Raw genomic sequence first — 12,282 nt, 5'->3', positions numbered from 1 at the left:
AGCATGCATTTTTCCACACTAAGGATAGACTTGGAGAATATTCTGAGGACTTACCTGCAAACAATATGTATCAATATTGCATTTAAAGTAAGTAAATGAAAGCAAAGTTAAAGCTGCGACCTTGCTGAAGCAAATACCTGGCGTAGCAGGAATGAAAAATAGCAGATTAGTATCAATAAAGACCGAGGGATTGCGGATAGATGTTTTACACATTTTTGTTTCTGCAACCCGCAAAACCAGGATTGTCAGAAACAAAATTTCCGCCAGAAATTGAATCCAATAGCTGCCAGTTGCAGCTCTCAGCGAATTAATTAATAAGTCAGGGTAATGGTGACAGTGTCGCTATACACACCAACGCCTGCCAGTTGACCACTGGGTACACGACCATAGACACTGACAGATTGTGCGGCCCCAGTACCGGTGCCGGTAGCAGTATCAGTACCTATGCTATTGCCCCAGACTACGCTGCGCCCTGCATCTTTATACAAAGAGTAATTCAAGGTACCGGCGATCGAGCCCGTCATTTTCCTAACTGCTGTCGTTGCACCTGAACCACCACCGGCATCCAGTCCAATATTATAGGCAGTGCCATTAGTGCAAGTAATGCTGATGGACGCACTATTGTCTATCTGACTGCTAGCGTAAGTCCCAAAAGCAAGGGATGCGCCTGTCACCGCACAAGCAGACAAAACGGTGGAAGAAACCGCGAGCGTGCCAGTGGAAGTAGTGGCAAAACTGTTAACCGATGTGCACAGGCACAAGGCTGTCAGCAATTTGGCGATTTGGCGACGGTTATTAGCGTTGAACATGATATTTTCCTCTGGCGGTGTGGTCGTGCTTGGTATGTCATCAGTGTTGCTTGTTCATGAATCAGAATAACTCTGCTGCAATAGAACTTTATGCCTGGTCAGCCTGGCTTGATATCAGGGTAAACCTGAGTTTTGTTTTTTCCGACTAAGGGTTTTCCTGAGATGAAAAAATTGCATCACGTAAATATGTCAGATAATCGGGCTCAATAAGTCAGTAAGACTGTGACGGTATCCAGATAATTACCCGCCATGACATTTTGTCTGGCACTGATGCGTCCATACACAGAATAATTATGTACAACCGGGGTCAGTACATTGAGCAGATAGCCGTCATTCACAATGCTGGAGCCAGCCGTGCCATCGCCCCAGACCGTTGTTCGCCCTGAGTTTGTATACAGCTGATAAGCCAGTTGTGAACTACCACTGGTCATCAGGCGCGATGACATGCTGCCCGTCAAACCGGCATTGAGTTTGACACTGTAACTGACCAGTACCGACACTAGCTCAGTACAAGTCACCGTCACCGTACCGCTGATGTCAGAAGGTGTATTCGACTGCGGATCATAGGTACTGAATGTCACCGGCAAGGTCGATACCGTGCATGTCAGGGCATGCGCCTGAAAGCTGGCGCTCAAGATCAGGATAAGGAGTAATTTGCAAAGATGGCGCATGATTATTTACAGGTAAGTGGACCTATGACAGGGATGGTTTCTGTTTTGGGAATAGTGCCAGCGACAAGACGGCATACGGCACCACTAGCTGTCCTGATTTCCAGTGTGTCTTCAATCTGCAGCTCTGGGAAATAGGTTTCACCGTCGTAACCAACGATGGCCTTATGACCGCCTTGCCCGAGTTGCACTGTACTGCCTACTGCCAGGAATTTACCTTGACTGTCTTGCAGGATGACGCGCACGCCCAGCGTCTTGGCCATTTTGAAGTGGACCACGACACCATTGCGGTCTTGTGGCTTGACCGTGTATTCGCTAGCATCAACTTGCACGTCCATTGGCAAATCCCTGAGGTCCAGGGAAATTTTATTAGCTTCATAGGAACGTAAATCAGGGATCAGCAATTTCCCACGCCGGTCAGTCCGCCCAACCATGCGATTTTCAGCAAACACGGCAACATTGCTGATGCCATTGGTATCCACCACCGCAAAGCTGTCCTCCACCCAGTTGGACAGGAACAGGGAGCGGTCTGCCCAGACCAGTGCACCACGGGCATTGACGCGCTCACTAAGCAAATTGGCATTTTGGGATACTGCAAAACCGACACGCGCGGCGTCGGCACGGTAGGTAAATTCGGCCAGCCTTTGTGTATAGTCACCTTCATTGTCCTGCAATTGCCAGCCTATATCTCCTGCCAATATGGCGGGCCGGGCCGCCTGCAAGGAAAAATTACGCAAGCCGCTACCGCTTGTATAAGAGCTGCTGATACTGTCTTTGGTATCCAGGGCCATGAGGAAGCCTACGGTCAGGCCATAACTACGGTCAGTGCGGTTTTTGTATCCCGTCAGGAAAAAATTGGCACGATTGAAAATCGATTTGAAATAAGAAAAAGACAGGATATCCGCATCCAGCGGCCGTATTTCTGGCATGCTGTCCGTACCAGGCAAGATGGTTCTCGCCGAGGTATAAGCCAGGTTGAAGGAGCCGTATTTCTGTGAATACAAACCTATGCTGGCGGTCAGCAGCGACCTGGGCACAGGTGCGCCATAAATGGCACCGATATCGCGATAATTGCGGTCAGCCTGCGTCTTGGAAATAGAAAAACTGACGTCAGCAGCACGTCTTTCAAAGCCCAGCAAATATTGCCGTCCCAGGTTATCTGCTGTCGCACTACCACTGACTGCCGCACTGAGTACCCCCCATTCATGAAAATTCGTGGTCGCGCCAACACCGGCCTGGCGCAAGCCTGTAGTGGCCTCGGCATGCGCCTCTACTGTCAGCGTTGGCGACCAGCCATAGCGTATCGACGCAGATGCCACCCTGCCACCATAATCACTGCTCTGCAAGCCATAACTCTTGCGCAAGGCACCAGCTTCTATGGAATAGGATAGCAAGCCGTCGCTCAGCAATTTCTCGCTGGCATAAAACGGTATATTCCTGAAAGTCTGGCGACCCAAAGCATCGGTCACGGCAATGGAGACGGTGCCCGCCCCTGTGGCGATAGGGGGGCGGCGGATTTCAAAAGGTCCCGGCGGCACGTTCTCGGATAACTGGCGTATGCCATTGAGGAACAAATCCACATTCGACGCCACCACCGCTTCACCACGCAAATCTGGCGTAGGGAAAGTCACCAGGTCAGGGCGCAAGCTAAAGTCGGTAGAGAGTTGTATGCCCCCTATACGTATGGGGCGCGACCAGCTCAGGCCATTACTGATGAAATCTCCCAGGCGATAGCGCTGCAGGCTGGTGGGACTGGAATAGGTATAAGTTGTGTCGAGTCGCAAGGAGTTGCTCTTGCCCTCATGCTGATAACCCAGGCCGGTGTTGCTGAAAACATGGGGTCCGTAAAAAGCCCTGGCCTCGGCCAATGCACTGACAGCCTTGCTACTGCCAGTCTGGGTTGCCAGCACATCATAATTGAGCAAGGCCCCCGCATGTTGCTCCGTCAGCACAGACACTTCGCTTGATGCAGTCGTGCTCAATTTCGTCGTAGCCAGCAAATCCGGGCGTACCTGAATATTAATTTTCTGTGCTCCCATATCCAGCTGAAAATCTTCCGCAACGCTGGACAATTCGACGAGTTCTTTTTGCTGCCGGTTCAGGCGTATGCCCACAGCTTGCAGCTCATCCACGCTGACAAACAACTTGCCATCGCGCCGGCTAAATTGTAGTATCGACTGGGTTTGACGCCCGTTCACACTGACCTCCAGCAATAAGATATCTTCCGCTGGCACAGCCTGAAGCGGGCTTGCCAGACAAACAAACAGGATGCACACCGCCAGCCATCTCATGGCATAACGGTGGTTTCCACTTCAACAGGTCCGGTATCGGCTATCGCATATATTTTTACCGGCAGCCCTGCCTTGAGCGCAATATCTGTTTCAAACTCATACCGTCGTTTTGCGCCTGCCAGGGCATAGGGATTGGCTGCCGCTTTGGGTGCCACGCGTCGCCCGTCTGGCAAACCCAGGCTGATATTGAGCAGCTTGGTTCTTTGCCCGCCCAGGTTTTGCACGACAATGGCCTGCTTGTTGCCAGACTCGACACGCCAGTCTATTTTGGGAGCCTGTTTTTTTTCAGGTTGCAAGAAAACCGGCATGGAAATACGGAACTTGAATTTGACAGTAGTCTGATCACTGTCAGGAATTTCATCGATCAGCAGGCGATAGGCCAGCTCGCTGCTGCTGACTTGCGGTTGACGCGAAACCACACGTATGACTTGTGCCGCACCAGGTTGTATATTGAACATGGGGGGGCTGATCAGCAGGGCTTCGGTACTGTTGAGCTGGTCGTCATTACCCAGTTGCGTCCATTCATAGCCGCGTACTTGCAGGGTGATGGCGTGATCGTCTTTGTTGACGATGCGGATGACGCCTGCGCTGCGGTTCATGCCCAGTTCGAGCACAACGGGAGCAATTTCAAAATTGGAGGCATGGGCAGCAAAGCTGGCTGCCCAAAGACCTAAACCTAGAATTAAAACGCATGCATAAGGAAACATAGGTTTCCTCCATGGCGAGGTTTTACATCAATAGGTCAGGGTAATACTCACTACTTCATTCGAATTAAGAGGTGCTGCTACCTGACCAGCCGGGGTACGACCATATGCAGGCAGATTTTGCAGATTGCCATTACCAGTGCTGGTGATGGCGTGATAGTCCACGGTATTTCCCGACAGCTTGCTATGAGACTGGTCTTGCGCCAGAGCGTCACCCAATGTGATATTGGCCGCCCGCCTTTGTCCGGCATTGGCACCAGCTACCGTGCCAAAACTCAACACATAAGTTGTGCCTTGCGAGCAATTCACACCGATATCGCCATTTTGCTCCACCGCTGCAATTTCATATTTTGACAAAGAAACCGTGGCACCATTTACGGTGCAAGCTGGGACAACCACTGCAGATACTGCCAGGCTGGCAGTACGAGTCTCTGCCAACGCTGGATTTAGTATAGCAAATAAGCCAAGATAAATTGACAAGTTAATTATTGATTTTGGCAAAATTTTTATTTTGTTGAAAAAAATACACATATCCTGAGATAAAGATAGGGACAAAAATGCTTTCCGGTTTTCATGTCGCATACGTCACAGACAGCAGCAGCCTCGCCAGCAATTTTGTGTTTGCCAGTTTGAAAAATATCTATTTTGACAAAAAATTACAATTAATTCTATAATTATTGCTAATATCTAATTAACAATAAAGCTTTTAATTTCATCTTGCTGACTGGGTCACAGCTCGCCTCCAGCATTGATGCTAGATGCTGGAATATCGACATTATCCGTCATTAGCATACTAAATCGCTTTATTCAACAATATTTTTCCTTCTACACTGATACTGGAAGGTAAGACTCTCATGAGCATACCACTGCGTGTATTACTGGTTGAAGATGTCAGCGAAGATGCCGAATTGATCGTCCGGGAACTCAAGCGCGGCGGCTTTGCGCCTGACTGGCTAAGGGTGGACAATGCCCAGGCCATGCAGGACGCCCTCAAGGAAGCGAAATGGGATATCGTCATTTGCGACTATTCCATGCCAGCCTTCAGCGGCCTGAAGGCGCTGGATGTCCTCAAGCGCATGAAGATGCATATTCCCTTCATCATCACCTCAGGCACCATAGGTGAAAATACCGCCATCGAAGTCATGCGTGCCGGTGCTGACGATTTTTTCCTCAAGCAAAATATCACCCGCCTACCCCTGGCGATAGAAAGAGAATTGCGTGATTCTGCTTTGAGACGCAAGAAGCTGGCGAGCGAAACAGCCTTGCGGGAAATGCAGGTGCGCTTTCATGCTTTCATGAACAAGGCGCCCATGCCAGCCTGGATCAAGGACAAGGATTTTCGCTATGTGTATGTGAACGCCGCCCAGGCCAGTTTCTTTGGCATGGCCCCCGCAGAAATGATAGGTTGCAATGATTTTGACTTGATGTCCATAGGTGCGGCACAAAACTCGCGCCATCATGACGAGCAGGTATTGGCCAGCAACGACAGTCTCAGTACCCAGGAAACCATTGCAGATGAAAGTTTGACGGCCAAGATACTCGATATCACCCGCTTCCCTCTGGGTGCTGATGAAGGCGTGCCACTGGTAGCCGGGCTGGCGATAGATGTGACGGAGCAGGTGCATAACCAGGCCAGCCTGAAGGCCGCCAATCAGCGTCTGCAGCTTTTGTCCGGTAGCGTCATCGAAGTGCAGGAAAGAGAACGCCAGCATCTGGCACGCGGCCTGCATGACGATGTAGGGCAATCGCTGACTGCCTTGAAGATCATGCTGCAGGCGGCACAGAAACTCGATGGTGAAGAGCGCCATGTCAGGTTACAGGAAGGGGTGGAACTGGTTGCCAGTATCTTGTCACAGGTACGCACTCTGTCGCTGGAATTGCGCCCTCCTCAGCTGGATAACCTGGGTCTGGTATCAGCCCTGCGCTGGTATGTGGAGAGCAAGACTTCCAGCGATGGCTTGCGCGGCTGGTTTGAGTATGAAGGGCTGATCAGCAAACTGCATCCCGACATAGAAAACACCTGCTTCCGTATCGTCCAGGAAGCCATCACGAATATCCTGCGACATGCCCAGGCCAGGAATATCTGGGTCAGGCTGGACAAGAATGAAAGCAATCTGATCTTGCGCATACGTGATGATGGTAAGGGCTTTGACGTTGATCAGGCGCGCGAACATGCGGTACTTGGCAACAGCTTTGGTCTGTTGAATATGGAAGAGCGTGCACTGCTGGTCGGCGGCACGATGGACATCATTTCATCTCCCGGCGAGGGGGTGAATATTGATGTCGTGCTGCCTTTCACACCGCACATCAGGGGGCTGACATGATGAATATACGGGTTCTACTGGCAGATGACCATGCCCTGGTACGAAGCGGCATCCATTCGGTGCTCAAAACCATGCCGGGCATACAGGTAGTGGCAGAGGCAGCCGATGGTGCCGCGGCGCTGGCAGAAGCAGAAGTGCATAAACCGGATCTGGCGATACTGGATATCGCCATGAAGGGCATGAATGGCATAGAGGCTGTACGTCACTTCCGCGCCCGCTGCCCGGACGTCAAATTACTCATGCTCTCCATGTACAGCAGCGAAGAATACGTGATGCAGGCCCTGAATGCCGGTGCCAGTGGTTATCTCTTGAAAGATTCAGCGACATCAGAACTGGAGCAGGCAATACGCCAGGTCATGCAGGGCACGCGTTATCTGGATTCTTTCCTGTCACCGCAAGCACTGGAACAATACATGCGTCGCGTTGCGGAAAGAGGCAGCAACATGGAGATACTGACGCCCAGGCAAAGACAGATACTGCAACTCATCGCTGAAGGCGATAACACCAAGGAAATCGCCTATCGCCTCAACCTCAGTGGCAAGACGGTGGAAACCCACAGGGCACAATTGATGGAACGCCTGGATATCCATGATGTACCCGGCCTGGTGCGCTATGCCATACGGGTAGGTTTGACCACGGCAGAAAAATAAGCGCTGCCTATACCAGCAGGCGCGGTAGCGACCGCGCCGCCGCTCAGCCCGGGGCCTTGTTGGTCACTGTCCAGTACAGGCCAACCTGGGCTACCACGCTCATAAAGGAATCGAAATCCACAGGCTTGACCAAGTAACTGTTGACACCCAGTTTATAACTTTCGGTCACATCCGTGCATTCTGCCGAAGAGGTCAATATCACGACCGGTATCGACTTGGTTTTATCATCTGCCTTCAAATGTTTGAGTACCTCTATGCCATCCATCTTGGGCATTTTGACATCCAGTAGCACCAGCTTGGGGTTACCACTCCTGCGCTTGGTATAAGGCCCCGCATAGAACAGAAAATCCAGTGCTTCCGCACCATCCTTCACCCAGGTCAGCTGATTGCCAAAATTATGCTTTTTCAGAGCCCGCATGGTCATTTCCGCATCATCTTCACTATCTTCCACCAATAGAATTTCTGCTGCATCCATATCATCCATTCTGCTCTCCCGCTGGTAATGAAAAAAAGAAGCTGGCACCTTCATTCAAGCTGGATTGTGCCCAGATGCGCCCGCCATGTCGCTGCAAGACTCTTTGCGTGATCGCCAGGCCAACACCTGTTCCGGCAAATTCGCTGGCATGATGCAGGCGCTGGAATACCCCAAACAGCTTGTCGTAATATTCCATGTTGAAACCCACGCCATTGTCTTTTACGGTATACACGATTTGATCGCCATCGAGCGCGCCGCTGATCTGCACCACGGCTTGCTCGGTCTTGCTGCTGTACTTGATGGCGTTGGAGATCAGATTGAGCCAGGCTTGCTTTAATAAGGCGCGGTCAGCCTGTGCTGCTGGCAGCTCATCAAGCTTGATGTCCGGTGCTTTTTCTGCTTGTTGCAAGGACTCGTGGATGACTTCTTTGACCAGTGCCGTCATGTCCAGATTATATTTATGCACGTCCTGTCGCCCCAGGCGGGAAAAGGCCAGCAAGTCATCAATCAGCATGCCCATACGCTGGCTATTCTTGCGTATGACAGAAAGATAGCGCAGCGCATCACCATCGAGCTTGTTGCCATAATCTTCTTCCAGCATGCGACCAAAACCATCTATCGCTCGCAAGGGAGCACGTAAATCATGCGAGATGGAATAGCTGAAACTTTCCAGGTCAGCGGTGCGCTCGGCGACACGCTGCTCCAGCGTCGCATTGAATTCACTCAAGCTCTGGTTCACGCTGGCTAACTCATGCGTTCTTTCTTCCACTTTCAACTCCAGCCCCAGATTGGACTGCTGTAATGCCAGTTCCAGTTTTGTGCGGTGCGCATTCAATTTTTTCAATAACCAGAATGCATACAACAACATGGCAAAGCCCGTCATGTTGCCCAGGATGATAATCATGGTCGTGCTGGAAGTACTTTGATCCGACTCTTGTTTTCTTTGCACCAGTAATTGATTTTCAGTATTCTTGAATTGCTGCATCAACTGTATCAAGGGAGAAAATTCCATGGCGACTCTGGCCCGTGTTGGACCACTTATTGGACCACTTACTGAACCACTCAGTTGCCCTGTCTCTGCAGCCGTGGCAAGCGCCTGTCTGGCAGCGCCTATAGCAGGGGGCAAGAGTTTTTCCAGTGTCAGTATCCTGTCACGCTGCAAGACATTGTCACGGATAGCCTGCTTTAACTCATCCATCTTGAGTTGTATATTGCTGAGCATGCCATCCAAGTCATGCAAATCTGTGCTGCTGGCCGCGCGCGTCAGATAATTTGCCATTTCATCAGCCTTGATCCTGACCTCATAGGTATGCTCAACCCAGGTATTGCGTGCATCCATGGCCCGCAAGCTACCATAGGACACAAACATGGTAGTCACCAGCACCGTCACAGCGACACCCAGGAAGACATATAAATCCGACTCGCCTTTGGCCAGTGGGTCCAGCTCGGGGCGTTCCAGCATCAGGGCACAGGCGAACAGGCTCATGGCAAAGCCTGTCATAAAGGCCATGCGCGGAAAACCATACCAGGTGTAAGCCAGATCCAGCAGCAGCATGTAGCCCACCATACCCAGTACACTGATGGTCAGCATCACTCCAGCCACGGCCCGTGGCTTGATATAGAAGCTATTGCGGCTGCCCAGCAAACCTGCACCACCCGCGATTAAAGCCAGGGCGGTGTTGGGTGCCATACGACCAGGAAAAGGATTGGCATCGTCATGCCACTGGTGCAAAAAAGCCAGATCCACACCCAGGCTGATGGAAAAAAGATTCTCGATCAGCATCAGACTGGCAAGGACCAGAATAAGCATGCCGCAGGCATTACGTATCAAGAGCGTATACCTGGAAAAGTAAATGGGTAATAACAAGGCCAGGCCAGCCAGGAAAAAACAGAAGGCAGTGGGAAATACCATGGCGGTACTGCTGGAAAATACCTGCACCAGGTAACGATTCTGGCTTAACCAGGCTGCCATGGTGACCAAACCTATCAGCAGCAAGACCAGGGCAATTAATCCTACCGACTTGAGGCGCGTCATTTTCGACTCCAATCAGATACATATGTGGATGAATACAAATTCACCAGCAAGTTTCACTGTCGGCAGATCTATTGAAGCTGGCAACTCTGCATCTGTAGATACGAAAAAATGGCAGGGCCAGGTTTTTCACAAAAGAGCGCTACTGTCACAAGAGCCCTACTATCACAGCAGATTCAATGCAATTTCAATAATTGACAAAATGAGAATATCAGAAAATCCCGGCATTGCCAAATAATGTATTTACCCACTTAGTGCCCTATGGGAATAGTGTCGCGTCAGATGCTGGCAAGCAATGTTGCAAAGTCGCTGGCCACCAGTTGCAGCTCATCGTCGTCATGTCGGTATAAATAGATCTGCGGGTCGAGTTCAGAATCTTCCATGATTTGAAAACTCAGGCTGTCGCCGCAACCATTGCTGACAAATAAAACAAGCCTGACAGGCAAGCCATAATAGGCTCTTGCCTGCCTGGTTTCATGCACTATGCTGTTGCATGTTCTCTTGATACGCTTTTTATCTGTAGTGTCATAAAAAGGAAGTAAATCAAATACCTCATCAAGAACATGAATGGCGCCGCCATTCATCTGCATCATCTTATTGCGAAAAGATGCAGGAAAGCGCACGCCCAGCTCTGCCTCGGCTTGCTCTATGAATTTTTCATCCAGGGGGAAGGCCATAATTGAGGATTTCCAGCTATTGATGGAAATATGAGCTTAGCAGGGTGCTGCAAATGGATACTGCATCTTCGCCATAAAATGAATAGAAAGAAGCAGAGTTAAAAAATAATTTCGATAAAGAAAAAACCCACCGTTATTGCTAACGATGGGTTTTTAATTTGGTGCCGACTGCCGGAATCGAACTGGCCACCTGATGATTACAAGTCAACTGCTCTACCAAATGAGCTAAGTCGGCGAAACTTTTTTCGTTTTTGCTACGTTGCCGTTGCATTCCCGAAGACCAAGATTATAGGCTACTTTATTATTTTTAGCGAGGGCTTTTCTGATTTTTTTTCAGATTTTTTTGGTTCTTCTTCAGAAATCTGGTTTTCTACTGGGGCGGGCGCACTTTTTACTGATGCCAGGCCCAGTACAGGCTTGCTGATTTCTTCCACTTCGGCGCTAACTTCCTCACCTTCTTCTTCGGTGTCGCTGAGATCGACCTCAAAAGCCATGCCCTGGCCGTTTTCACTGGCATAGACTGCCAGCACATTTTCTACCGGCACGTAGATCTCGCGGGAAACGCCACCAAAACGGGCTTTGAAAACCACGGCATCATTGTCCATCTTCAGGCCGCTGGTTGCACCAAAACTGATATTGAGTACGATTTCACCATTCCTGACGAATTCCATGGGGACACGAGCGGCATGATTGACCTTGACCGCCATATAAGGCGTAAAGCCATTGTCGGTGCACCATTCATAGATGGCACGCATAAAATAAGGTTTGGTGGATATTTCTTGCATGTTTAAACTATCGCTGAAAATGTACTGTAAGAATAGGCGTAGTGCCCAAAAACAACAAGGCTGATATGCATCAGCCTTGTTATCTTATCCTGAAACCGTCTGGCTTATCTGCGCATGACTTTTTCAGAAGGTGTCAGTGCTTCAATGTAAGCAGGACGAGAGAAAATCCGTTCTGCATATTTCATCAAAGGCGCTGCTGTCTTCGACAATTCTATACCGTAGTGATCGAGGCGCCACAATAATGGGGCAACGGCCACGTCGAGCATCGAGAATTCATCACCGAGCATGTATTTGTTCTTGACGAACAAAGGGGCGAGCTGGGTCAGGCGGTCGCGGATTTCTGCGCGTGCCTTGTCCTGTACCTTGACCGACGCGGTGTTCTTGTCGTTTTCCAGGGTATGGACGTGGATGAACAATTCTTTTTCGAAATTGAACAACATCAAACGTGCACGGGCACGTTGCAGCGGGTCTGCTGGCATCAGTTGCGGATGCGGGAAGCGCTCATCGATGTATTCGTTGATGATATTGGATTCATACAATATCAATTCACGTTCAACCAGGATAGGCACCTGACCATAAGGATTCATGGTCGAGATATCTTCAGGTTTATTAAACAGATCAACATCGCGGATTTCAAAATCCATGCCTTTTTCGAACAGAACCAGGCGGCAACGTTGAGAGAATGGGCAGGTTGTACCCGAGTAGAGAACCATCATTTTTATAGTTCCTTAGAAACGATCAGGGCGAGGAGCCAGTTTTGCGCACCTCACCCCAGGGATTACACGTCCGCTTACGACGGAGAAAAACGGACGATCTCAAAAAATTCCTGGCTCATGCCTATAACAGCACGAGCCTGAAACCTAACAT

General features: G+C 50.0%; 12 protein-coding genes and 1 tRNA gene. 2 read left to right on the top strand and 11 right to left on the bottom strand.

Annotated features, from left to right (window positions below; translation table 11 throughout):
• Positions 1-311: 311 nt before the first annotated feature.
• The 5 genes from ACO0LF_RS09050 to ACO0LF_RS09030 all read right to left on the bottom strand — a co-directional run bounded on the left by ACO0LF_RS09050 (position 312) and on the right by ACO0LF_RS09030 (position 4,910).
• On the bottom strand, positions 312-809 hold the full coding sequence (locus tag ACO0LF_RS09050; protein ID WP_423013775.1) for a Csu type fimbrial protein: 498 nt from the start codon (positions 807-809) through the stop codon (positions 312-314).
• Positions 810-1,012: 203 nt separating this feature from the next.
• Positions 1,013-1,480: a Csu type fimbrial protein gene (locus ACO0LF_RS09045; RefSeq protein ID WP_423013774.1), complete on the bottom strand. Its 468-nt coding sequence runs from the start codon at positions 1,478-1,480 to the stop codon at positions 1,013-1,015.
• A gap of 2 nt (positions 1,481-1,482) precedes the next feature.
• Positions 1,483-3,675: a fimbria/pilus outer membrane usher protein gene (locus ACO0LF_RS09040; protein ID WP_423013773.1), complete on the bottom strand. Its 2,193-nt coding sequence runs from the start codon at positions 3,673-3,675 to the stop codon at positions 1,483-1,485.
• Between the two features lie 89 nt (positions 3,676-3,764).
• Positions 3,765-4,475, bottom strand: coding sequence for a fimbrial biogenesis chaperone (locus ACO0LF_RS09035; protein ID WP_423013772.1), 711 nt, complete (start codon positions 4,473-4,475; stop codon positions 3,765-3,767).
• A gap of 27 nt (positions 4,476-4,502) precedes the next feature.
• Entirely contained in the window at positions 4,503-4,910 is a 408-nt protein-coding gene (locus tag ACO0LF_RS09030) for a spore coat protein U domain-containing protein (RefSeq protein ID WP_423013771.1), read from the bottom strand.
• A gap of 416 nt (positions 4,911-5,326) precedes the next feature.
• On the opposite strand from ACO0LF_RS09030, the gene ACO0LF_RS09025 reads away from it, so the two are divergent.
• Together ACO0LF_RS09025 and ACO0LF_RS09020 are read left to right on the top strand one after the other, a co-directional pair.
• On the top strand, positions 5,327-6,796 hold the full coding sequence (locus ACO0LF_RS09025; RefSeq protein WP_423013770.1) for a response regulator: 1,470 nt from the start codon (positions 5,327-5,329) through the stop codon (positions 6,794-6,796).
• Complete coding sequence (locus ACO0LF_RS09020; RefSeq protein ID WP_423013896.1) at positions 6,796-7,446, top strand: response regulator; 651 nt, start codon at positions 6,796-6,798, stop codon at positions 7,444-7,446. Before ACO0LF_RS09025 ends, ACO0LF_RS09020 begins: the two co-directional genes overlap by 1 nt.
• Positions 7,447-7,489: 43 nt before the next feature.
• Here the strand turns inward: ACO0LF_RS09020 and ACO0LF_RS09015 are convergent, their stop codons facing one another.
• The 6 genes from ACO0LF_RS09015 to ACO0LF_RS08990 form a co-directional block, all read right to left on the bottom strand.
• Positions 7,490-7,930: a response regulator gene (locus ACO0LF_RS09015; RefSeq protein WP_423013769.1), complete on the bottom strand. Its 441-nt coding sequence runs from the start codon at positions 7,928-7,930 to the stop codon at positions 7,490-7,492.
• Positions 7,923-9,956, bottom strand: a complete 2,034-nt coding sequence (locus tag ACO0LF_RS09010; protein ID WP_423013768.1) for a sensor histidine kinase — start codon at positions 9,954-9,956, stop codon at positions 7,923-7,925. The genes ACO0LF_RS09015 and ACO0LF_RS09010 overlap by 8 nt, the downstream gene beginning before the upstream one ends.
• A gap of 275 nt (positions 9,957-10,231) precedes the next feature.
• Positions 10,232-10,630 carry an SMI1/KNR4 family protein gene (locus ACO0LF_RS09005; RefSeq protein ID WP_423013767.1) on the bottom strand — a complete coding sequence of 133 codons (399 nt, stop codon included), beginning with the start codon at positions 10,628-10,630 and terminating at the stop codon, positions 10,232-10,234.
• A gap of 159 nt (positions 10,631-10,789) precedes the next feature.
• Positions 10,790-10,865, bottom strand: a tRNA-Thr gene (locus ACO0LF_RS09000).
• A 58-nt stretch (positions 10,866-10,923) separates the two neighbouring features.
• Positions 10,924-11,415: a ClpXP protease specificity-enhancing factor gene (locus ACO0LF_RS08995; RefSeq protein WP_423013766.1), complete on the bottom strand. Its 492-nt coding sequence runs from the start codon at positions 11,413-11,415 to the stop codon at positions 10,924-10,926.
• 104 nt (positions 11,416-11,519) lie between these two features.
• Positions 11,520-12,131: a glutathione S-transferase N-terminal domain-containing protein gene (locus ACO0LF_RS08990; protein WP_423005258.1), complete on the bottom strand. Its 612-nt coding sequence runs from the start codon at positions 12,129-12,131 to the stop codon at positions 11,520-11,522.
• Positions 12,132-12,282: the final 151 nt, after the last annotated feature.

Source organism: Undibacterium sp. Di27W (assembly GCF_049340345.1).
Taxonomy (GTDB): domain Bacteria; phylum Pseudomonadota; class Gammaproteobacteria; order Burkholderiales; family Burkholderiaceae_D; genus Undibacterium.
The sequence above is the reverse complement of the archived record's forward strand: the minus strand, read 5'-3'. Positions and strand labels throughout refer to the sequence as shown.